The organism is Zhenhengia sp., from assembly GCF_046966505.1.
GTDB classification, from domain to species: Bacteria; Bacillota; Clostridia; order Lachnospirales; family Cellulosilyticaceae; genus Zhenhengia; species Zhenhengia yiwuensis.
Map to the genome: position 1 here is coordinate 61979 of NZ_JBKVCH010000010.1, position 24453 is coordinate 86431.

Consider the following 24453-nt stretch of genomic DNA (forward strand, 5'->3'; position numbering starts at 1 on the left):
GCATTAATTCTTTAGAGAGAAGGATTAATGCTGTTTTTTACTTCATCGATGAAGTGCAGTTCAATAGGGGTAAGAGGTTCGTTTTTTCGTTTGATACAAATAAGGTTCGATTCATAAATATCATTGTTGCTGATTGGAAGGGCTTTAATGTTTGTATTTTTAAAGTATTTTAAAATCCATTTCGAAGCATATAATACCGCATCTGTATTTTCTAAAAGCTCTATACATAGATGAATAGAGTTACAGTATATAACATGATTAAGGTTAATATATAAGTGTTGCTTATGCGTTTGCCACTCAGATCTTGTGAGCTCATCTATACTTAAACAAATATGTGAGAGTCTTTCTAAATCTTGAAAAGTTATAGAGGCTGCATGATATAAACTTGATTTTGGACCTAATAAAATATAGACAGTATCTGAAGCCAGGTATTCTGTTTCGAGATTTGTAGAGGTTAGTTGCCAATCAAAAGCTTTCGTTTCTTTATTGGTTTGTACAATTAATCCTATATTACAATCCCTTTTTTGAATAGCCTTTATTACATTAGAACGATGACTTTCATAGACTTCAAATTTTAGATTATGATTACTATATTTTTTATATGTATTTAGAACAACCTCGGGAATAAAATCTAATGTTTGGGTAGCAACGAATAGTTGAATTTGATTAATGTAAAAAGAATCTTGAAAGCTTCTTTCTAATGAGTTTGCACTATGAACAACATTTTTGGCATAATACAAAAAATGTTTACCTTCTGATGTTACAGAAACACCTGTAGCAGTGCGTTCGAATATTTTAATGTTATATTGTTTTTCTAGATTTGAAATAGTTTTAGTTAAGCTAGGTTGACTAATATAAAGCTCATGAGCAGCTTTAGTAATAGAACCTAATTCTGCCACCTTTAAAATATATTTCAGATGATTTAGTTGCATGAACTTTCCTCCATATGCTTAATAGGCTATGTTTTATATAAAAGTGGTAGTAGGTTTATAGAAGAATATTAAGAGTAATAAGTATAATAGTATTTAAATGAACCTGTCAAGATAAAGTACTATAGACAATATATATAAAAAAGTTATGGATACTCGATAGGAAAAATATATTACTACCTTAAGAAGATATAAAGATATAATATAGAAATATAATATAAAAAAGTAAAGATATATGAATTAAAGCTATGTTGATTTTAACCTTTATGTTTTCTAAAATTTTTAGGATAGAGACACTTATTAAGTTAATTAAGTAGAGTTATAGAATATGAATAGATAAGCACAGAGTAAAATAGCAAATTAGTAATAAGGCTAATTTGCTATTTTATTTGTGAAAAACTAGGTATAAGGGCATCTTGTAGATTTAAAGATGGGAATAAAGGATAGAAAACACTTAAAAAATATGTACGAGTACAAAAAATGAGTTAATAAAAAATGGGAGGGTCTATGCAAAATTATGTAACAAGAGAAGATATCATTAAAGCATTTGAGAATAATGAGTTTAAAGTTTATATTCAGCCTAGATATAATATATATACAAAAGAAGTAATAGGAGGAGAGGCATTAGTAAGATGGTTTCATAGGAAAAAAGGAATGTTAAGTTCAGGCTTATGCATACAAGTATTAGAAAAACTAGGATTAATAGAGAAGTTAGATTTATTTATATTTGAGGAAGTGTGTAAAAGTCTTACTTCTTGGGAAAAGCAAGGGCTAAAAAGAATTCCTATATCAGTTAACCTTTCACAAATGACTTTAAAAGATATAAAGAATACTATGCACTTAAAGGACCTATTACATAGACATGAAGTACCTATAGAATTAATAGAATTAGAACTAACAGAAACTTTCATGTGTATGAATACTGAAGCCATAAATAAATTAAGAGAAGAAGGCTTTAAAATTTTGATGGATGACTTTGGGAAAGGTTATTCTTCACTTGCAAGTTTAAAAGAGTTACCTATAGATGTGATAAAGATAGATAGAGATTTTTTAATAGATATAGAAAAAAGCGAAAAAGCACAAGCTATTTTAAAAACAATCATTGATTTAGTTGAAATTATTAAAAAGGAAGTAGTTATAGAGGGAATAGAAACTAAGCAACAATTAGAATTTATCAAATCTACTAAATGTAAATTTGCACAAGGATTTTTATTTAATGAAGCAATGAGCTTGGAAGATTTTAAACAGCTTATTTCATAAGAGATAAAAGACTTGTAATGAATAAAATAAACCTTAAATAAGGACGATATACAAAATAGCCTTCAAGAGAGGAATCTCTTGGAGGCTATTTTTATTAATATTACTTTAAAAATAAAAAAAAATTTCACCAAATTAAGTTTGAGATATATAAATAGCAAAGAAAATCAAAATAATTGAATAAAATATTAATTATTATAAGTCTATAAAGACTATTCTTTGGAAAATAAACAACTAAATACTGAATAAAAATAGAATTAAATTTAGTAATAGTGCACATGAAAATAATTTTTTTTTATTTAATTTAATTATTGAAAATTGTTTATAATTTATTGATAATATATTTATGAATATTTTAAAAAGTACAAGTAGTGCACATTTTATAGAAAGGATAATAAAAGAGAATAAAGCAAACGTATCATCTATTATGAGTAGAAAGGACGTAAAATAATGAAAGAAATAGAAATAACGAAAGAGATTAATGCAAAAAATAATAAAACACTTATAAGTCAAATGAAAAAGTATTATCCATTTTACTTATTTTTAATTCCTGCACTTATTATAGTGGTTTTATTTAGCTATGTTCCTATGTATGGCATTATTATAGCATTTAAGGATTTTAAAATGGCTAGAGGTATTTTAGGAAGTGAGTGGGTTGGACTTGCACATTTTCAAAAGATTTTTTCAGACCCCAATTTTTATAGGGTTTTATTCAATACAATAAAATTAAGTGTACTTTCCTTAGTTACTTCATTTCCTGTAACAATTATATTTGCATTGCTTGTTAATGAACTTATGAATATGAAATTTAAACGAGTTGTTCAAACAATTACTTATCTCCCACATTTTTTATCTTGGGTTGTAGTTGGTGGATTTGTGTATCAATTATTATCTCCATCAAATGGTCTTATAAATTCAATTTTAGTATCATTAGGTGTTATTGATAAGTCTATTTATTTTATGGTTGAACAAGATATGTTTACACCTATTTTCTTGATTACAAATCTTTGGAAATCAACAGGATATAGTATTGTTATTTATTTAGCGGCTATTGCTGGTATAGATCAGGGGCTGTATGAAGCAGCGATTATAGACGGTGCCAATCGTTTTCAGAGGGTTCTATATGTTACTTTACCAGCATTAGCGCCTACTATTTGTACTTTACTTATTTTAAATATTAGTTCACTTATGAGTGTTGGTTTTGACCCTATCTTTAACCTATACAATCCAGCGACTTATCCAACGGCAGATGTTATTGCTACATATGTTTATCGTAAAGGTATGGTAGAGGCTCAATATGATTTAACAACTGCTATAGGATTATTCCAAAATGTTGTTGGAGTTATTTTGATCTTATTTAGTAATTGGTTAGCAAGAAAAGCTAATCCTGATTACCGTATTATATAGTAAGGGAGAGATAAAAGATGTTAAAAAAAGAAGGCCAACAAGGGCAAATGCTACATATTAAAAAATCAATAAGTGGAACTATATTTGATTTTTGCAATATACTCTTTATGATCCTATTTTGTATTACAATTTTAATTCCATTTTGGGATATGATTGTTCGTTCTTTCTCAAGACCAACAGATATTTCATATATGAGCGTCAATTGGCTACCTAAAGTATGGACATTAGATGCTTATAAATTCTGTTTTCAAGACAGTGAATTTATAAAAGCTTTTTTTGTTTCTGTAAGTAGAGCTGTTACAGGAACAGCACTTCATGTAATAATATGTTGTTTAACAGCTTATACACTTACTCGAACAGATATGCCATTTCGTAAATTAATCACAACAATCTTTTTAATTCCTATGTTTTTTTCTGGTGGTATGATTCCATCATATCTTAATATCAAAAATTTAGGCCTTTTAGATAACTTTTTAGTATACATTCTTCCAAGTGGATTTAGTATTTTTAACACTATTATCATTAGAAACTATTTCTTTTCTATTGATAGTGCTATGGAAGAAGCAGCAAGTATTGATGGGGCAAGTCAGTTTCAAATTTTTGCCCGAATTATTATGCCTTTATCAAAGCCAGTTTTGGCAACAGTTGCTTTATGGCAAATGGTTGGGCAGTGGAACTCTTGGTTTGATAATATGATTTATTGTCGTAAAAATGATAATCTCTTAACCTTACAGTATCTCTTAAGACGTATGATGGAGACTTTACAAAGAACACCCGATACACCTTATGAGGTTCAGGCCATGGTAGATGCTACAAATATGAATCCAGATACAGTTAAGGCAGCAACAACAATTTTAGTTATATTACCGATAATAATGGTTTATCCTTTCTTACAAAAGTATTTTGTTAAAGGGATTATGCTTGGAGGCGTAAAAGGATAAGCGATTTTTATAAAATACGTTTAGTATAAATCAATAGGGGGCGAAGAAAAGGTATGAAAGCATCTCGTTTAGTAGCAGGATTGTTAGTAGGTATGATGATGATAAGTACAGTTGGTTGTAGCAAGGCACCAGAAAGTGGAGGAGATAGTAAAAGCGCAGGGCAAACTTCCTCGTCAGGAAGTGATGTGGAACCAGACCCTAATAAAAGATATGACATTTCATACTATGGTATGTGGTGTGATGAATATGAACCAGGGTGCTATGTAGAACAAGTTATTTCAGATGCATTAAATATAAATATTGAAGTGCCTAAGCTAGGAAATGATGAAGCAATTAACCTTGCACTTGCTTCTGGCGATATGCCAGATTGTGGCTGGTTTGGTAAAAGTCCAGAGTATATGCAAGATCAAGAATTGACCCGTACCATTCCTGTAGAAATGGTTAAAAAGTATGCACCGAACTTCATTAAAATTTATGAAGAAAATCCAGTACTTTATGCAGCAACATTAAATGCAGAAGACAATACTCAATTTGATTATTTAACAGGTATTACATTACAGTTTGTTGACTACTATCTACCTAATGATTATTATCGTTACGATTGGATTTTAGATTTGGGCATAGATTTAGGCGTAAATGTTGAACAGATTAGTGACAATATTTATGTTGCAGATGATGGTATTACAGTAGATAAGTTCAAAGAAATTATGGAGAAGTTTGTACATAACGACCCAGATGGAAATGGTAAGGCAGATACAGTAGGGGTTAATGCACCTAGTTTAACACAAGGGCCATTCTTCTCAGCTTTTGGGTTTAGAGGTGGCGTTAACAATGTTGATGGTAAGGCAGTACAATGGTATGCAACACCAGGTTATAAAGAATACCTTAAATTCTTTGCACAGATGTATGCAGAAGGTTTAGTGGATCCGGAAATTATTACTGAAAACCGTAACATTTCTTGGGAACGTGTCAATAAAAACGAGGCAGGGTACTGGATTACATCAACAAACTCTCTTAACTCATGGGCTGTTGAGCGTCCTCCACTAAGTTTAATTAGAAATAATCCTGATGTTAAAATCTTAATGACTCCAGGAATTAAGCCAGAAGGTGGAGAAGTTCAAGCAAGTGTAGCATCTTCTCCAGGATATGGGAATTTCTATGTTAATGCTAATGTAGATGATGAGAAGTTAGCTAAGATTTTACAATTTGTAGATTACTGCTTATTTGGTGAAACAAGAGCATCTCACTTCTTTGGTGAAGAGGGAGTTGACTGGAAATGGGAAGGAGATATGCCTGTGAAAATTAATCAACTTCCTTCTGGTGAAAAAGGAACTTGGTCTTTCTCACAATTCGGTCAAGATGCAGAAGTGACAAAATGGACTTCTTATGAGCCAATGTTTGAAGCTGGACTAAAATATTGGGCAAAAGAAGCTAATGGGTCATGGATGAAATTCCAGCATCCAAACTACAAAGAAGACATCAGAAGAGAAACAAATTATGCAGAGTTAAATGCTGAGTATTCAGGTGAAATCAGTGCCTATATCTCTACATATCGCACAGAATGTATACTTGGCAAAAAAGATGTTGATGCTACCTGGGATGCTTATCTGGCTGAACTTGATCGTTTAGGTTACAATGAGATGATGGCGGAGCTTGATAAGCTTGAGCCACTTGAGGATATTATTGCAGAGTATTCAACAAAATAATAGGATAAGTCTTGAAAAGGACTGATGTTTATTAGTAGATTTCTTGATATAGTACTAAGTAAATAATTGAATAAAAAAGAGACTCTGGGGCTTTAGAATGCACATATAAAGCCTTCACAGGGTCTCTTTTTTATTTAATAGTTTGTCAAGTTAAGTGCACCATTTATTAAGTGCTCTTAAAAAAATCTCATTAGGTATTCTATATCCTAAATATTTAGGAGTTCTATTATTGATTTTAGCCACTATTATATTTAATTCATATTGGGTTATTTCATTAAAATTAAATTGCTTAGGATAAAACTTCTGCTTTGTTAGGATGAATAAGGATAGGCCATATTAGTTCATCATTAAAAAAAACTAGGATTATTGCAGACTTTAAGAAGATGAAAGGAAATTATGAAATAATACTATGAAAAGTATTCAATTTTTTATAAAATAGTATATTTTTTAATATTTTACATAGCTAGAAGGTTAAAATAAAAAAATGTATATTAAAAATGGATTTACTTTAATATAGAATTGTTAATAAGTAACAAAGATAGCATGCTAATTAAATTTTTAAGAGGAGGTTAAAAATGAAGGGGGAAGTAAAAGAGTCTTTAACAATTGAAGGAATAAATGGCGAAGTAGTTATACATCAAAAAGAAAGTATAGTCAAAAGGCTACTTAAAACATGGCAACTCTATGTTTTTATATTACCAGCAGTCATTTATTTCATTATCTTTTGCTATGGACCTATGTATGGTGTTCAACTTGCTTTCAAGGACTATAATCCTGTTGCTGGAATTATGGGAAGTGAATGGATTGGTTTTGATAACTTTGTACGTTTTTTTAAATCTTATCAGTTTAAACAGCTTTTAGAAAATACGTTAATTTTAAGCTTATATCAACTTATAGCAGGCTTTCCAATTCCTATTATCTTAGCTATTTTATTAAATCAGCTAAGAGGTAGTAAATTTAAAAAATTAGTTCAGACAGTAACTTATGCCCCACACTTTATATCTATTGTTGTATTAGTAGGTATGCTTAATATTTTCTTATCACCTAGAGGTGGTGTAGTAAATCAAATTATACAACTATTTGGACAGGAACCTATTTTATTTTTAGGAAAAGAAGAATACTTTAGGCATATTTATGTATTATCGGGTGTATGGCAAAATATGGGATGGAATGCCATTATTTACTTAGCAGCATTATCTGGAGTAAGCCCTGAATTACATGAAGCAGCTATTATGGATGGAGCAAGTAAAATTAAACGTATTTTACATGTAGATTTACCAGCTATTTTACCGACAGTTATGATTATTTTAGTGATGAACTTTGGAAGTGTTATGAGTTTAGGTTTTGAAAAAGCTTATTTAATGCAGAATTCCCAGAATATCAGTAGTTCTGAAATTATAGCTACCTATGTCTATAAAATGGGTCTCTTGAATGCGCAGTATGGTTTTTCTACAGCGGTAGGCTTATTTAATTCAGTTATTAACTGTACATTATTAATAATAGTTAATAAAGTATCGAAAAAAATTAGTGATATAGGACTATGGTAGGGGGTGAAATGATGAGAGCTTTAATAAGTTCAGATTTCAGAAGGCAGAGCAAAGGGGATAAATTATTCGACATAATGAATTATATTATTTTATCAGTTATTTTACTTGTTGTGTTATATCCTTTAATTTTTATTGTAGTAGCATCTGTTAGCGAACCAGATGCAGTTGCTAGAGGAGAAGTGTGGTTACTTCCAGTAGGACTTAATATAGATGGATATAAAGAAGTACTAAAAAATACAGATATATGGCAAGGTTATGCAAATACGATTAAATATACAGTTACAGGAACTTTACTGAATGTATGTTTAACAATTCCAGCTGCGTATGCGTTATCACGTAAGGAATTAGTAGGTCGAAATCTATTAATGGGAATGATTACCTTTACCATGTTTTTTGGTGGTGGATTAATTCCAACTTATTTGTTGGTTAGTGGATTACATTTAAATAACACGATGTGGGCGCTAATAATACCGGGCGCTATAAGTGTTTATAATTTGATTATTAGTCGGAGTTACTTTGTAAGTAATATACCTGAAGAATTATTTGAAGCAGGGCAAATGGATGGATGTAGTTACTTTAAGTTTTTCTTTAGTGTGGTACTGCCGCTTGCTAAGCCTATACTAGGTGTTATAGTGCTTATGTATGCTGTAGGACATTGGAATTCATACTTTAATGCCTTGATTTATTTAAGGGATCGTCAGCTTTATCCTTTACAAGTTATATTAAGAGAAATTCTTATTCAACAAGAAGCATCTATGAGTATGGGAGGTAGTGCAGCAAGTGTAATGGAGCAGCAAAGAATAGCAGATATGCTTAAGTATGGGGTTATTATTGTATCTACATTACCAATTTTATGTGTATATCCATTTATACAAAAGTATTTTGTAAAAGGTATGATGATTGGTTCAGTCAAAGGTTGATAAAAGTCAAATATATAAGGGGGAATTTAAAATGAGGAAGCAACGTTTTTTAAAACAAGTATTTTATTTAGGTATGGCTACAGTAATAATAGCAGGTAGCGGAGTAGGTTGTAGTTCAGTAGGGGATCAAGGAAAAGAATCCATAAAACAAGAAGGACCACTGACATTACAGGCGGTAGCTGCGGTAGGTGCTTTAAGTGGGGACTTTAATCAGATGGATATTTTAAAGCGCATTTCTAGTGAGACTGGTGTTAATGTAGAATATGAATGTATTCCAGGTAATGTATGGAATGAGAAAAAGAATTTAATGTTAGCATCAAATGATTTGCCGGATTTATTTATTGGAGGGGGATTGTCGGATTCAGATATTAATAAATATGGTAAAGCGGGGATGCTCTTACCATTAGATGATTTAATTCAGTATGCGCCTAATGTAAGTGCAATGTTAGAAAAATATCCAGAGTTAAAGAAGGCTTTAACATCTCCTGATGGTAAAATTTACACTTTACCATTTTATGATGAATTTTTACCAGAAAATATACCAGATAATTTATTTATTAATAAAACTTGGTTAGATCAATTAGGCTTGGATGTACCTAAAACAACAGATGAATTTTATGAAGTGTTAAAGGCATTTAAGACTCAAGATCCAAATGGAAATGGAAAAAATGATGAAATTCCTTTCACATATCGTGCAAATCAGGTTTATACAGGGGATTATTCACTTTCAGGAGCATTTGGAACATTGGATGTACCAGGGCATATTATTTTAGAGAATGGTCAGGTTAAATTCTCTGCTATGGAAGATGGGTATAAAGAAGCAATCAAGTGGTTTGAAAAGCTTTATAAAGAAGGATTAATAGATCAGGAAATTTTTACTCAAGACCAAAGTCAATATATTTCTAAAGGTAAGAGTGAAGAAATGATTGTAGGTGCATTTATTATTTATGCAGATGAGAATTTTGCAGGAGTAGAGCGTGCCTATAATGATTATGTAGCTATGGAACCTTTAATAGGGCCTAATGGAGATCAAAAATGGAATAGATATAAATTCGGCATGGCTTTAGATAAATTTGCTATTACAAATGTAAATCCTGATCCAATAGCTACTATGAAATGGATAGATAAATTTTATGAAGAAGATATTTCTATACAAGTACATTGGGGTGAAGTAGGTAAAAGTCTACAAAAAGAAGGCGAAATGTATAAGATAGTAGAAGCTCCAGAGGGAATGTCTATTGATGAATATCGTTTTAAGACTGTACCTGCAGCTAATGCACCAGGGATTATGACTAGTGAAATGTATGAAAAAATAGACTTTGCAGTAGATAAGAAAAAGAAGATTGAAAGATATAATTTATATGATCCATATGCTAATAAAGAAGTTATGCCAGTTATAAGATTTACAGATGAGGAACTTAATGAATTATCAACTATATCAACAGATCTTAATAATTATGTTGAAGAAATGAAAGCAAAATGGATTACAGGTACAAGTGATATAGAAAAAGATTGGGAAGATTACAAATCACGACTTAAAGAAATGAATGTTGAACGATATGTACAAATTTATCAAGAGGGCTATGAAAGATATAAATAAGAAGTGTAGAAAAGGCATAGGTCTGGATAAGACTTATGCCTTTTAAAAATATAAAATTAAAAATAAAGAATATTATGATATAATTAAATTTATATTATAAATTTAGGAGGGAGATCATGTGGGGGAGCGGCCTAAATATAAAGATAGAGTAGTACTATATCGATATATTATCTCGTATATGTCCATATTAATTGTGCCTGTTATAATCTTAGTATTTAGTTTTAGGTATATGGGGTTTAAGGCACTAGAGAGAGAAGTTTTAAAAAAAGATATAACAACGCTTAAAGCTGCTACTTATAATTTGGAGAGAGTATTGGATACATGTAGAAGTATTACAATGCAAGTTACATATACATATAAACCATTTGAGCTCAATTTAGACATTACATCTGCTATGGAATTAATTCAGGCATTAGAAAAATATAATATTATCAATGATATTTACGAAGATATTTTTGTGATTTTTCATGAGGCAGAATATTCGTATAGCAGTACAAGTAGTATTAAAACAACAGATTTTTATAATAAGTATAGTCCCAATGATTTAAAGAGTGAAGCTTATAAAATCATGCTGCAAAACATTAAACAGCCTACCTTAATTCGAGATATTACAGATCAAGGTGAAGATTATACACTTTATACATTTCCTTATTTTTATCGTGGTGAATTAGTTGGTAATGTTATTTTTAAAATGAAGAATACTCATTTAAATGCCATATTAGGTGCAGAGTCTAAAGACATAAAACGTAAGGACTACTTAGTTACAAAACAAGAATTAGAGAGCTGCTATCAAGAAATTAATAAACAGTTTCAACTGGATATGGAAACGGAAGAAATAAAAAATGATATTAAGCAGTTATTAAAGAGCGATAATTTAATAGAGGATAAGACATATATTATCAAATCTATTCAAGGAAAAAGTTTATTTATAAGTTATATGCCAGAATTTAATATTGCCTATATGTCTGTTACATCAAACGATGAGATACTAAAAAGTTTAAGCATACTTAAAATAACCATGTTTAGTATTATTGGAATTATATTAGTTGTGGGAATGGGTTTTGTAATTTGGATAGCTAGAAATAATTATAGACCTATTCAGCAGCTTAAATATTTAACGAAACCTTATCGCATAAAGATTAATCAGAAAGATTATAAAGATGAAATAGATTTAATAAAAGAAACTATTGGGTATTTAAGTAAGCAAAATGAAAGATTAGAATATGAGTTTGAAAAAAATATTCCAATTAAACAAAACTTTTTACTTAATCAACTTATTAATGGAACGATAGGTGATAAGGAAGTATTTTATCAAGAATGTATGAATGTAGGGATAACATTAACAGCACCTTATCACAGTATATTACTTGTAAAAGAAGATAAAGAGATAGGTTCAGAATTAGAAGTTTTATCACGCATTCAAAAATGTATGAAAGATATAGTACAGATAAATTATGCTTATGTAATACAGATTTTAAAAAATAATATTTTTACTTTATTGATAGGAATAAGTGAGCAGCAAGATTTAAAGCAGTGTTTACTAAAAAAACAACGCTTGAAGATAGCTATTGGTACAATAGAATCCGATATATACTATATGCCTAATGCCTATATTCGGGCAAGATCTATTTTTGAATTAAGTGAGACAGAGCAACAAAATTTCGTAGCATGGGATCAAATAGAAGAGTACATTGGTGCGACACGTTGTTAATTGAAAAGATTAACCTTTAATTTAATAAAATTAGAGAACTAATAATCTGAGAAGTAGAATGATAGAGTAACGTCTTGAAATACTGCCCATAATACTCCGAATGGCGTAATCTTAGATAAAGAAGATTGGGTCATAAGCTCGGTGAAGACGGCTGAAAGAAACCCTAATGAAAATGGTCATTGAGTGGATGATAGGCCGGTGGTCTATAAACTATCTATGGTAAGAATGTATCAAAGTATACTGACGAATTTCTGAATGAAAAAGTCTATAACTCGCCTATGTAGAAATACATAGCTCATATTAATGAGGCTAGTGAGGTAAAGTAAGAGTGATGTTATGAAATACCTTATAGTGTTACAGGCACTATCAAGCTAGCAGGCTTATAGGAAATACCTAAGGATAGATGTAAAGATAGGATTATTGGAACGTGGAAAGCTAAGGATGTGGAGGGTTTATCACCGAAGAAGCAGTGTATGGTAACATACTTTATCTTAGTGAGAGTAGGGATACAGTACCGGAGAAGTAGTGATAATAAACTATGGAGGGATAGTCCCAAGTCATGGTGAACATGATGGAACGCCGTATGCGGTGAAAGTCGCACGTACGGTGTGGAGCAGGGGAAAAAGCGGAACATAGATGAAGTTTTACCTATTGCTATAAACAAATAAAACCATGCTAAATCATTTAAAAGTTTATGCAAAGAATAGACAGATTGTATATTTGAAATTAGTTGTAAAAGAAATAATTGACAATATAAAGGAAACAAAGATGCCTTTAGAGATAGTGAGAGATACTTACTGTGAAGTAATGATTGTGCTTAATAAGTATTTAGTAAATGGCACTTATAATGTTAAATGTGATCCTGTTGATTTAATGATTTTTTATGATATTGAAGAAAAAGAAACTTTAACAGAGATTTTTCTCGAAGTTTTTAAAGAAATTATTAGGCAAATTGAACAGACAAACAAGAAAACATCTATTAAGTTAGATATAGAAAAGATTAAACAATTTATTGAGATGACCTATGATAGAACTGAGTTTTCTGTACAGTTAGTAGCAGATGAATTTAATACGTCGATTTCATATTTAAGTCAGTATTGTAAGGAGCATATGCAAATGACTATTTTAGATTACATTACATTATTGCGAATAGAGAAGGCGAAAAAGCTAATAGAAAATTCTGGTGAAAGTATACAGTATATTTCTGAACAAGTAGGCTATATAAATGTATCTAGCTTTATTAGGCGTTTTAAACAAGTAACAGGTAAAACACCTGGAGAATTTAGAAAGGAACTAAAAAGATAAAGTTGAATTTAATAAATTAATTTTAAATATTAGATAAAATAAGAATTTGAAATTCTTTTATGTTAAAATAATGCTTGGATTAGTGCTAAAGATTTTGGATCATTCTAAGGAGGAAATAATATGCTACATACAAGCATAGAACTTAATCAAGTTTTTAAAGGGCTAGGGAGCCATGAACAAGGTGCTACACTGCATACTTATGTGATAGATAATAGCCCTGAAGTAGATATGGATAGAGTAAGACCAAGTATTATTATATGCCCAGGAGGTGGATACGGCTTTACATCAGATCGAGAAGCTGAGCCGGTAGCTTTAGCTTTTGCAGCAGAAGGATATAATGCTTTTGTATTAAGATACAGTGTAAGTCCTAGTCATTATCCACAGCAACTTTTAGAAGTTTCAGCGGCTGTAGCTTATGTAAGACGTATGGCAAAGATATGGCATGTAGATACAGATAAAATCATTGTATGTGGTTTTTCAGCTGGAGGACACTTAGCAGGGCACCTAGGTGTATCTTGGCAGGAGCAGTTTATTCAAGATGCATTAGAGCTTAAGGAGGCAGAGAATAAGCCTAATGCTATGATACTTGGCTATCCTGTTATTACAAGCGAGACCTTTGCACATGAAGGGTCTTTTAGAAACTTATTAGGTGAGTCTTATGAAATGGATAAAGAGAAGGTTTCACTAGAGGTTTTAGTAAGTGAACTTACACCACCGGCTTTTATCTGGCATACTTTTGAAGATCAAGCTGTACCTGTAGAAAATAGCATGCTCTTTGCACAGGCACTTAAAAAATATAATATTCCTTTTGAACTTCATATTTATCCAAAAGGTGGACATGGATTAAGTCTTTGTGATCAAAGAACAGCTAAGCCAGATGCGGATTATCTCGTTAATACTCATGTGGGAACATGGTTTAGATTAGCTATAGAATGGATGAATCAATTATAGAAATAGAGAAGAAAAAGTCTAAATCCATCTAAGTCAAATACAACAGACCAAATAACTTTGAATGTACAAAATGCGTAGAATCAGAATACGGTCATTGTATAGTAGAGATAAAACTTAAGTGATTTATAAATTTATAGCTAAAAAGACTGTCGGAAAAGCTTACGGCAGTCTTTTTAGTTAGTTAGAAATATGAAAGAAATTTTCAGTATGTAGTAGATAATTAAATGTATAATTTGTATATAAAATTAAATAAATAACTTGAAAATATTATATAAGTATGTAAAAATTAAGGTATAAATAAGTATAATAATTTAAAACATACTGTTAAAAAGGAGATAAAAATGAAAATTTTTTCCAAACAAATTTTTGATGCAGAGTATTATAGAATTCCATCCTTAATTGTAACAAAAAAAGGAACAGTTATAGCATGTGCAGATGCTCGTTATACGGATCCTGCAGATAATCCTAACCGTATTGATAAAGTGATAAGAAGAAGCGAAGATCATGGTGTAACCTGGCAGGAACCTATTCTAGCAGTAGAAAGTGTAGGAGAAGGAAGAAGTGAAGGTGCAGGAGATATTGACCCTTCTATGGTATATGATGCTGATACAGATACTATATGGTTATTTTATTGCCATACACCAGGAGGGGTTGGTTTATGGAATTCAAGGCCAGGCAAGGGGGTAGACAAGGAAGGCAATCGCTACCTTTATGATGTACATAATAACAGATTTGTGCTAAGAGATGGCGTGATCTCTAGTGAATCGGGAGAAGCTACCTCATTACGTGTAGATGAAGCAGGCTACGTTTATAAAGAGGATGAGTTAATCGGTAATATTTTTAAAGGGACAGGCCCATTACTAGAAGAGCGTACATCCTTTTTAGAAGTTGTATATAGTAAAGATGATGGATTAACTTGGTCTAAACCCATTAATTTAAATGGACAAGTTAAAGAAGAGTGGATGAAATTTATAGGGCCTGGACCTGGCGTAGGTATTCAAATGACGACAGAAAAGTATAAAGGAAGATTAGTTGTACCGATTTACTTTTCTAATCATACCAATGCTGTGGGATGGACGATGTCTTGCTGTTTAATCATAAGTGATGACCATGGTCAAACTTGGACAAGAGGCAATTCACCAAATGATGGGCGCCTTTATAAAGGAGAAGCTGTAGAAGCTCGTACACTTTTAGACTATGAAGCATGTTTAACTGAATCTCAAGTTGTAGAATTAAATGATGGTAGATTACTGTATATGATGAGGAACCATGATAGGCAAAAACGTACAGCTAGAGCTTATAGTGAAGATGGGGGTATGACTTGGAGCCAGGTAGAATGGGTAGATGAGTTTGAAGATCCGACTTGTCAGTCTTCACTCATTAAGTATCCAGACTTAGGAGATGGAAAAGAGCGCATTTTATTTGCTAATCCAGGTAATGAGAAAGAACGTAAAAAAGGTACAGTGAGATTAAGTGAAGATGGTGGCCAAACTTTCCCTTATGCAAAAGTCATTAAAGAAGATGATTTTGTTTATAATAGTATGGCTGTTTTACAGGATGGAACAATAGGTATGCTTTACGAAGGCAGAGATGATATGAAGGAAATGGAATTTATAAAATTCACCTTAGATTGGATTAAGGAATAATCAAGGTGATTTAGAGAAAAGGCACTTATAGAAGTGCCTTTTTTAATGCACATTTTATAAAAATAGAATAGATTAGAGTTTGGGGTATGAAAAAAAATCATACTTTTTTAAAAAATAAACTTATATATAATAAATAGTATAAAAGATTTATTTGATAAGTTTTTAGGGAATACATTAGGGGGGGATGGTATGAATAAGATTTCGGATAAGGTATGGATTCTTATTTCTTTTGTAACAGCTATTGTTTTGTGGCAACTTATTTCTATGTCTGAGGCAGGGGTTGTTTTTGCTTCACCTGTAGAGGTCATAGAAAAGTGTATTAAGAAAATAGCAGATGGAACTTTATGGCTACATATTTCCTACAGCTTATTTCGTGTAATTGCAGGTTTTTCTCTTGCTTTTATTGCCTCTATTCCAGTAGCTTTTTTAATGGGATGGTATAGACCGGTTAGAGGTTTAATCGAGCCTTGGATACAATTTGTAAGAAATATACCGCCACTTGCTTACATACCCCTTATTATTGTTGGGGTAGGGGTAGATGAAAGGTCAAAGGTAACCGTGATTTTTATTGCTTCTTTTTTAGTATTAGTGGTAACTATTTATCAAGGTGTACGCAGTGTAGATGCTACACTGATTAAAGCAGCTAAAATACTTGGAGCATCGGATAGAGATATTTTCTTTAAAGTCGTTATGCCAGCTTCTACCCCCTTTATTTTAGTGGGTACAAGACTAGGTTTATCCGCAGCCTTAACCACATTAGTAGCTGCAGAACTGACAGGTGCATCAAAGGGGCTTGGCATGATGATTCAAACAGCAAGTGGAAATTATGATATGGGAACGGTACTGCTTGGTATTATTATTATAGGCATTATAGGAATGGCTATGGAGAAATTCGTTAGATTTCTTGAAAGGAGGCTCACAGGATGGCAGGAGACTCATGTACAGTAAAGGTTAAGATTGACCATGTCAAAAAAGTTTTCAATGTAAGAGGAAATGAAGTGGTAGCGCTTAACGGTGTAGACCTAGAGATTAAAGAGAATGAATTTGTATGTGTAGTAGGACCTTCGGGCTGTGGTAAGTCAACCTTACTTAATATTATTGCAGGCTTAGATGTACCTAGTTCAGGTAATGTTCTTTTAGATGGAAATCCTATAGATGGACCAGGAACAGAGCGTGGTGTAGTCTTTCAACAATATGCCCTTTTCCCTTGGCTAACGGTAGAGAAGAATATTGCCTTTGGGCTTAAACTAAGAGGCATGAAGCGAGAAGATGTTCAAAAAGAAACAGCAAAATACTTAGACATAGTAGGACTAAGTAGCTTTGCAAAAAGTTATCCTAAAGAGCTATCTGGAGGGATGAAACAAAGGGTAGCTATAGCCAGAGCTTATGCAGTAAATCCAGAAGTTCTTTTAATGGATGAACCTTTTGGTGCTTTAGATGCACAGACAAGAACACAGCTTCAAAGTGAGCTTTTACAGACTTGGGAGAGAGAGCAAAAGACTTGTTTCTTTATTACACATGATGTAGAGGAAGCCATTATCTTGGCACAACGTGTAGTCATTATGAGTGCAAGACCAGGGCGTATTAAGGAAATTGTTGAGGTGAATATTCCTTATCCAAGAACACAAGAAACCAAAATGTCACAAGAATTTTTAGAACTTAAAAATTACATCTGGGGTCAGGTTTATGAGGAGTATCTAGCAGTGAGAAAGTAGAAGGATAGAGGGGGAAAAAGTATGAGGAAAATCTTTAAATTAGCCTTAATGGGTTTATTAACAATGAGTATGGCTGTAGGATGTACACCAAGTCAAAGTACAGGGGCACAGGCAGGTGAGGCAGGGAATAAAACACCTGATAAGGTACGCGTAGCTTATATGCCTAATATGGGAAGTGCTTCAGCAGTTGTATCAGGTATTGAGCAAGGTTATTTTGAAGAATATGGTCTAGATATAGAGCTTGTACAATTTGCAGGAGGTCCTGCAGAAATTGCTGCCCTTGCTTCTGGGGATATTCAAATTGCTCAGATTGGGCATGGTGCACATGCACTTTGTATTGAAGGGGAAGCTAAAGTTTTTGCTATTGATGCCTTAAGTTTATCGGATGTTGTATTAGCCAATAAAGATAAAGGGGTTAGCAGTATAGAAGATTTAAAAGGAAAGAAAGTGGCTGTTCAAGCAGGAACTTCTTCAGAAATTATTTTAAATTTAGCCCTTGAAAAAGCAGGGATGACGCAAAAAGACCTAGAGATTATTCAAATGGAAGCTTCCGGTATGGTATCTGCTATGGTTGGAGGCAGTATAGATGCTTGTGCAACATGGGAACCAAGTTCTACAACCATTATGAATCAAATGGGTGATAGCTGTATTACTTTAGCAGGCAATGAAGACTTCTTAGAACAAGCTACTTTTGCAAGTGGTTATATTACCACAGATAAATATGCTAAAGAAAATAAAGATATTTTAGTACGCTTTGCAAAAGCACTCTTAAAAGCACAGGATTATAGAAATCCTCATATTGAAGAGATTTGCAAGGCAGTAGCGAAGCTCATAGAAGCTGATGAAGCTACTATCCTAGATACAAAGAATGGAGCGAAATGGCTAACAGGGGAAGAAATTAAAGCTAGCTTAGAAGATGGTACCATTAAGAAGTATTATGAAAGTCAGCAACAAGTCTTCATTAATGCAGGTAGAATTCCAGAACCAGTACCTGTTGAAGATTATGTGATGTTTGATATTATGGAAGAGGCAACAAGTAGCTATAAATAAAGATTATAAAGTTTATAAGAAGAGAGTATGACTTAAGAGTCATACTCTTTTATTATTTAGAATTTTGTGATAAAATTAAGAGAACATAAGCAACATAGGAGGAAGTATGCTTATCCTTATTATGATTTTAATGGCTATTGTCTGTCTTTATGTAATTTGTGTAAAAAAAGATAGTATTTCTTTTTTACTGTTTGGATTATGTTTAAGTTTTATTATTATGTTTATTGGTATTATCATTTATATTGCAAAATCGGGAGGCTTTTCCCAATCTCAACGCTTTTTTCTCTTTTTAATTCCAAGTATTCAAGTGAAACTGCAATATTTACCTATTAGCCTAGATCGATTAGGATATATGGTTGCAATAGGGCGCTTTACCTTTCCTATCATCCTTCTGAGCACGGCCATGCATTATTCCATGGTGCCAGCTATCAGGAAGAGACTCCCATATATGAAGTGGCTTATACTGCCAACAGTTTTTTGGCTCATTTACTATTATCCCAAAGTTTTTAGAGAAGTGGTACGCGGACGATACTTTTTGCAAGCTTTTATGATTAAACTAGCCTTTGCATGGATTAGTTTATGTATTGTTAGTGCTATTACCGTACTACTTATTGAATATAGAAGTATTACCATTCCTTTTTGTAAACGTCACTTCAGATGGGTGATTTTATCTTATTTAAGTATTACCTTGTTATATAGTCTTTATTGTATTCAAGACCCAGCTCAAATTTATCAGACCTATGGTGTAGATTATATGTGGATTAGAGGGATAAGCTATACCACTTCAGCCATGTCTACCTTTGGGTGGATTGGACTAACTTGCTGTGGCATTTTCTTTATTTTATTAGGGAGTTTTAGCATAGCCCATTATACTCAGGTGAAAAGGCTAGATGAGAAAAATGAAGTCCTTTTACAACATAAGTTTGATACAAGTAATATGGGGGCTACAGTTTTTGTACATAGCATGAAGAATCAGCTTCTAGCCAATAGAGTGGTCAATAAAAAAATCATAGAACTTTTAGAAGAACCTGAGCCAGATTTGGAGAAACTCAAAGGCTATACAAGGCGGCTCAATGAACTGAATGAAGGCATGCTTAGGCATATGGAGGAGCTTTATAAATCCATTAAGAACAACGCCATGTATCTTATGCCTATTTCAATTACGCAGCCTGTACAGTTAGCTCTTATCAAGTTTCATGAGAAGTATCCAGAATATGAGGTTCAGGTTAACCTTAAAACCCAAGAGATGGTGCTTGCAGATGAAGTCCATTTGAGTGAAGCGATTTATAATCTTCTTACCAATGGGTATGAGGCAGCAGTAGAGGCACATGAAGATGAGGCAAAAGTAGAACTGATTACTTATAGTGAACGACTATATACCGTAATTGAAGTACGGGATAATGGCAAGGGTCTGTCTAAAGAAAAGCTAGGGAAAATCTTTGATCCCTTTTTTACAAGTAAAAATACGAATTATAACTGGGGAATGGGGCTGTACTATGTAAAGAAAATTATAAAGGGGCATTTAGGCAGCTTGCGTGTAGAAAGCATAGAAAATGAAGGAACGCACATGTTTATTTTATTACCTAAGTTTAGTGAGAACACTTAAGGGAGGTAGACTATGGGGGAATGTATAAAGGTAATGGTGGCAGAAGACTTTGACCTGATTCGCGAAGACTTGGCAGAACTTATTAGAAAGCAACAAGATATGTGCTTAATAGGGGAGGCATGTTCTGGAAAAGAGATAGAAAAGTTGGCTCATGAGGTGCAACCAGACCTTATTTTAATGGATATTGAAATGGAGAAAATCAACTCAGGCATTGTGGCAGCAGAACATATCCATTTTGATTATCCAGAGATTAAAATTATTTTTCTAACAGCACATGAAACAGATGATATGGTGATTACAGCTATGGCAACAGGGGCTGTAGATTATGTAGTTAAAGGCTGTGAGGAGGAGAAACTTCTTCATCATATAAGATGTGCTTATGAGGATGAGCCTATATTAGAGATGAGATTTCAAAAGAAGATTATGCAGGAATTTACACGCCTACACACCTCTGAGAGGAGTTTACTGTACTTTATTCAGACCATTTCCAAACTGACACCCACAGAAAGAGAACTTGTAAAACTTTTACTTCAAGGACATAAAGTAGCACAGATTGCTCAGCTTAGATACGTAGAGGTCGTGACGGTGAAAACACAGATTAAAAGCTTGCTGAAGAAATTTGGTTGTACGCGAACTAAAGAGATTGTGGAGATGATTCATAATCTAAGAATTTCACATTTATTTTAATAGGCTTAAACAAGTACTTAAGCGGTATGATTAATGAGCTTAGAGTGAGAATAAAATAGTTATGGGAAATAAAAAATTGGGGGAATGAAAAGGGTTTTATTGATTAGCTCTATTTTTTATAGTATACAGTAGTATAATAAAGAAGAAAATAGATATTGAGGAAGGAAAGGGATAGCATGAAAATTGCAACTTATAATATTGCAGCAGGACAATACTGCCATCAGGATTTAGGATTACTTTCAAAGGTGATTGATGAACAAGAAATTGATGTATTAGGGGTACAGGAAGTAGATAATAAGACAGGGAGAAGCCAACAAGTTAATCAGATTGAGGCTCTTAAAAGTAAGGAGACAACTTTTTCGGCTTTTCATAAGGCGATAGACTTTGATGGGGGAGCCTATGGGCTAGGATGCTTAGTGAATATGCCTACTCTAGATGTTACATTTGAGCTTTTAGAAAGTAATGGTTTTGAGCAGAGGATTTATCAAAAAATCAGTATTAAAATAGGAGAACACACAGGTTCTTTCTATAATACACATCTTAGTTTTGAAGATACCAAGACAAGAAAAGATCAAATGGCTTATTTAAAACGTCTGTTAGATGAGGATAAGGCTGAATTTAAAATCGTAACAGGTGATTTTAATATAGAAGATAGAGGTGAGTTTGAGCTATTTTTAGAGGATTACCAAATTGCTAATGGGCATAATGGAGTGTGGCATGATACCTTCCCAGGGGAAGACTGCGTAACACATCAGCTTGATAATATTATTTTGAGTAAAAATTTACATATTAATGAAGTGGGTATGGTGAAGAATAATTACTCTGATCACTGTATGCTATGGGTAGATGTAAGCTACTAAATCATGTTAGTTGATAATAAGTATAGAAGGATTGTTAGAACAAGCATATAAAAAAGCTGACCAATAAGGTCAGCTTTTTTATATGCTTGGAAAGTTTTAATAAAGAACACCAAAAGCCAAGCACCATGCAGTCCCCCTTTAAAATACTGTATAGGCTCGGCTTTTTAGGTGTGGCAAAGATTTAAGCAACTTAGTCTTCATAAGTAAATAGGACTAAGGTTTGGAAGAGGTAGCTTTTCTTAAAGTGCGCCATGGGTACCGAGGTGGGTATGATCCGCAACTGCCGTTTACAGGGATGCCAGTGCATATATAAAGGCTAGATGGGAGGTAGCACCGAGGGACATATGGGCTGCCGTTAGATAGGCGTACGCATCCAGATCCTTTTGCCGGAGATCTTTATGAAGGGTAAGTGCTATAAAAATTGAACCTTATAGACCTTGCTGCCACGACATAAGCCTATAGGGGTGTAGGCTAGAAAGCTTTCTTACTAGAAGGGGGAAATAGTAAGTGAGCTATTAGCTTACGAAATGTAGGATGCTTCTACTACCTAGGATGTGTTTTGCATCTTACATATACTATATAGTCCGATGTAGTGAAAATTCTTCAACTTTTTCAAAGAAAATTTAAATAAATCCTAAATATTAAAGTTTGTACAGGAATTGCTATTATGCCTAAGTTCTATTTATAATAGAGCTAAAAAGAAGTAGGAGTATTATGATATGAATCAAAGTATACAAGCAAAAAGAAAAGATGGTGAGCTTGTAAAACTCACTTTAAAAAGACTCACTTTTGAAGATATAGATCAGATTATGGCGTTACAAGATGAGATTGTAGAGGGTTTAGAAGATAAGCAGCTCTATGTGCCATCAGGCAGAGAAGAAATACAAAGTCATTTTAGCACAGAAGGAGTCCTTTTAGGATATGTTACAGAAGAGAATGAATTAGCAGCCTTAGCTATTTATTTAAAAAGAGGTTATAGTCCATCTAATTACGGTTATGATGTAGGGCTAGAAGGAGAAGAATTGCTAAAAGTGGGGCAAGTAGATACTGTACTTGTTAAAGCGGATTATAGAGGGAATAACCTACAGTATAGGATGTGTAGCCTTCTAGAAGAGATTGCAAAAGAAAAACAGACACCTATTCTATGCGCCACAGCTTCACCTTATAATACTTTTAGTGTTAATACTTTTTGAAATTAGGCTATGAAGTGAAAAAAGATAAGCTCAAGTATGGCGGCCTAAGAAGGTATATATTGATGAAAAGCTTATATTAAAAAAAGAGCTCTAACCTCGATTTAAGGTTAGAGCTCTTCTGTTGGTATAACATGACCTACAATGAGTGAGTTAATCATAGCAGTTTTTTGGGGTGAACAAGATTTTCTATATTCTTCAGCATCAGCTGATGGTATAAGTTCTACAGAGATATGACATTCTGTTTGAAGGAAATCTTCTATTTCACTAAGAGGCACTTTAAAAAAGTTTTTTGTGGCATTAACTTTATTAAGCTGGTTTTTGCTAAATCTTTTATGTAGTTTCTTTTCAAGGGCTATGGCATCTTCTGAAAAAATCATAGCATGAATATCAAAGTTAAATGGAACAGATAGACCATTAAGTTCTTTGATACTTTCTTCTGGGTCTAGCTTTCTTGTCATACCGATTTTATACACATCCTCACCAAATGAACCCATATTGGAAATGATGTATACGTAGCCAGTAGTTACATTTTGTTCTCTACTTAGGATATCTTGTTTAGTCTGTGTGAGCGCTTTTAGTTTAGCTTCTGTATCCGTTAACTTCTTAAGGAGTTTAGCTTGCTCACTTTCAGTAGCACTTTCTAATTTAGTATGCACTTCATTGATCGTATTTTGAAAACGGAGTTCATCCTTCTCAAGTTTTTTTCTGGTACTTTCAAGTTCTTTTAATGTTTTAGCTTCTTCTTTTAGGCGATCTTTAATGACTGCTTGTTCTTCTTTTTCTTGGTGCTTTTTAAATTCATATTCATGTTTAAGATAAAGTTCAGCAATTTTTAAGTTTAAGTACTCCTTGCTTAGGGAGACTTCCTGCATATGTGTTAGGTTATTAATCTCATCAAAAACTTTATGAATACGTTTTTCAGAGGCTTCTAAATTGCTGTGTTTGGCTTTTGTAATAATATTTTCACATTCACTGTTAAATGTACGTAATGTAAGTTTTATAGTATCCAGAATAAATTCTTTTTCCGGATTGTGATGAGTAGCCGTCTTATTTTTGATTAATTGTTTTTGCTGATCCCTAACTTCAGCTAATTTATTTTTATAAAGCGTTGAATTTTCAAAGCCATATTTGGTTTCATGAAAACCATAGGACTGGATACTTAGGGTATCCTCAAGTTCAGATACAGTGTACTTTAATTGATTTAATCTCGTATCGAGCTCCAAGCAAGTACGTGAGAGGGCATCTCTTTTATCATTTAGTCGTTTTAACTCATCTTTTAAGTGGAGGTATTGGATTTCTTCCGTTGGTGAGTTTTTGTCATCTTTATATTTTTTTGCAGTAAGAAAATCTAATATTCCCATTCACACAACTCCTTTAGTAATATGTTTTCATCTTAACATAAAATGAAAGATTTGGAAATCA

General features: G+C 32.7%; 20 protein-coding genes. 18 read left to right on the forward strand and 2 right to left on the reverse strand.

The annotated features are described in order from the left end of the window. Window positions 1–11: 11 nt before the first annotated feature. Window positions 12–932 carry a LysR family transcriptional regulator gene (locus ACLTBU_RS11805; RefSeq protein WP_412219049.1) on the reverse strand — a complete coding sequence of 307 codons (921 nt, stop codon included), beginning with the start codon at window positions 930–932 and terminating at the stop codon, window positions 12–14. Between the two features lie 504 nt (window positions 933–1436). On the opposite strand from ACLTBU_RS11805, the gene ACLTBU_RS11810 reads away from it, so the two are divergent. The 18 genes from ACLTBU_RS11810 to ACLTBU_RS11895 all read left to right on the forward strand — a co-directional run bounded on the left by ACLTBU_RS11810 (window position 1437) and on the right by ACLTBU_RS11895 (window position 23031). Then, window positions 1437–2189: an EAL domain-containing protein gene (locus ACLTBU_RS11810; protein WP_412219051.1), complete on the forward strand. Its 753-nt coding sequence runs from the start codon at window positions 1437–1439 to the stop codon at window positions 2187–2189. A gap of 447 nt (window positions 2190–2636) precedes the next feature. Then, the gene (locus tag ACLTBU_RS11815; protein ID WP_412219052.1) at window positions 2637–3593 is read left to right on the forward strand and encodes an ABC transporter permease; all 957 of its coding nucleotides are present in this window, start codon (window positions 2637–2639) and stop codon (window positions 3591–3593) included. 17 nt (window positions 3594–3610) lie between these two features. Continuing rightward, window positions 3611–4534, forward strand: a complete 924-nt coding sequence (locus ACLTBU_RS11820) for a carbohydrate ABC transporter permease (RefSeq protein WP_249334534.1) — start codon at window positions 3611–3613, stop codon at window positions 4532–4534. A 53-nt stretch (window positions 4535–4587) separates the two neighbouring features. Then, window positions 4588–6240: a hypothetical protein gene (locus ACLTBU_RS11825; RefSeq protein WP_412219053.1), complete on the forward strand. Its 1653-nt coding sequence runs from the start codon at window positions 4588–4590 to the stop codon at window positions 6238–6240. A gap of 575 nt (window positions 6241–6815) precedes the next feature. Next, window positions 6816–7787, forward strand: a complete 972-nt coding sequence (locus ACLTBU_RS11830) for an ABC transporter permease (protein ID WP_249334530.1) — start codon at window positions 6816–6818, stop codon at window positions 7785–7787. Between the two features lie 11 nt (window positions 7788–7798). Beyond that, a complete protein-coding gene (locus ACLTBU_RS11835; protein ID WP_249334528.1) occupies window positions 7799–8707 on the forward strand; it encodes a carbohydrate ABC transporter permease in 909 nt (302 codons plus the stop codon). Window positions 8708–8738: 31 nt separating this feature from the next. Further along, complete coding sequence (locus ACLTBU_RS11840; protein WP_412219054.1) at window positions 8739–10307, forward strand: extracellular solute-binding protein; 1569 nt, start codon at window positions 8739–8741, stop codon at window positions 10305–10307. Window positions 10308–10425: 118 nt separating this feature from the next. Next, window positions 10426–12018, forward strand: coding sequence for a hypothetical protein (locus ACLTBU_RS11845; RefSeq protein ID WP_412219055.1), 1593 nt, complete (start codon window positions 10426–10428; stop codon window positions 12016–12018). 768 nt (window positions 12019–12786) lie between these two features. Beyond that, the gene (locus ACLTBU_RS11850) at window positions 12787–13323 is read left to right on the forward strand and encodes a helix-turn-helix domain-containing protein (RefSeq protein WP_412219056.1); all 537 of its coding nucleotides are present in this window, start codon (window positions 12787–12789) and stop codon (window positions 13321–13323) included. 120 nt (window positions 13324–13443) lie between these two features. Then, window positions 13444–14274: an alpha/beta hydrolase gene (locus tag ACLTBU_RS11855; protein ID WP_412219058.1), complete on the forward strand. Its 831-nt coding sequence runs from the start codon at window positions 13444–13446 to the stop codon at window positions 14272–14274. A gap of 341 nt (window positions 14275–14615) precedes the next feature. Next, window positions 14616–15920 carry a sialidase family protein gene (locus tag ACLTBU_RS11860; RefSeq protein ID WP_249334312.1) on the forward strand — a complete coding sequence of 435 codons (1305 nt, stop codon included), beginning with the start codon at window positions 14616–14618 and terminating at the stop codon, window positions 15918–15920. Between the two features lie 189 nt (window positions 15921–16109). Next, a complete protein-coding gene (locus tag ACLTBU_RS11865) occupies window positions 16110–16868 on the forward strand; it encodes an ABC transporter permease (RefSeq protein WP_249334314.1) in 759 nt (252 codons plus the stop codon). Further along, window positions 16844–17635 (forward strand): ABC transporter ATP-binding protein, encoded by a 792-nt coding sequence (locus ACLTBU_RS11870; RefSeq protein WP_249334316.1) that lies wholly within the window; start codon window positions 16844–16846, stop codon window positions 17633–17635. The genes ACLTBU_RS11865 and ACLTBU_RS11870 overlap by 25 nt, the downstream gene beginning before the upstream one ends. A 21-nt stretch (window positions 17636–17656) precedes the next feature. After that, complete coding sequence (locus ACLTBU_RS11875; RefSeq protein WP_412219059.1) at window positions 17657–18685, forward strand: ABC transporter substrate-binding protein; 1029 nt, start codon at window positions 17657–17659, stop codon at window positions 18683–18685. Window positions 18686–18791: 106 nt separating this feature from the next. Next, window positions 18792–20291 (forward strand): ATP-binding protein, encoded by a 1500-nt coding sequence (locus ACLTBU_RS11880; RefSeq protein ID WP_412219060.1) that lies wholly within the window; start codon window positions 18792–18794, stop codon window positions 20289–20291. Between the two features lie 12 nt (window positions 20292–20303). Further along, on the forward strand, window positions 20304–20978 hold the full coding sequence (locus ACLTBU_RS11885) for a response regulator transcription factor (RefSeq protein ID WP_249334324.1): 675 nt from the start codon (window positions 20304–20306) through the stop codon (window positions 20976–20978). A gap of 176 nt (window positions 20979–21154) precedes the next feature. Beyond that, window positions 21155–21838, forward strand: coding sequence for an endonuclease/exonuclease/phosphatase family protein (locus tag ACLTBU_RS11890; RefSeq protein ID WP_249334326.1), 684 nt, complete (start codon window positions 21155–21157; stop codon window positions 21836–21838). A 719-nt stretch (window positions 21839–22557) separates the two neighbouring features. Beyond that, on the forward strand, window positions 22558–23031 hold the full coding sequence (locus ACLTBU_RS11895; protein ID WP_412219061.1) for a GNAT family N-acetyltransferase: 474 nt from the start codon (window positions 22558–22560) through the stop codon (window positions 23029–23031). A gap of 107 nt (window positions 23032–23138) precedes the next feature. Here the strand turns inward: ACLTBU_RS11895 and ACLTBU_RS11900 are convergent, their stop codons facing one another. Further along, the gene (locus tag ACLTBU_RS11900; protein WP_249334329.1) at window positions 23139–24392 is read right to left on the reverse strand and encodes a DUF4041 domain-containing protein; all 1254 of its coding nucleotides are present in this window, start codon (window positions 24390–24392) and stop codon (window positions 23139–23141) included. Between the last annotated feature and the right edge of the window lie 61 nt (window positions 24393–24453).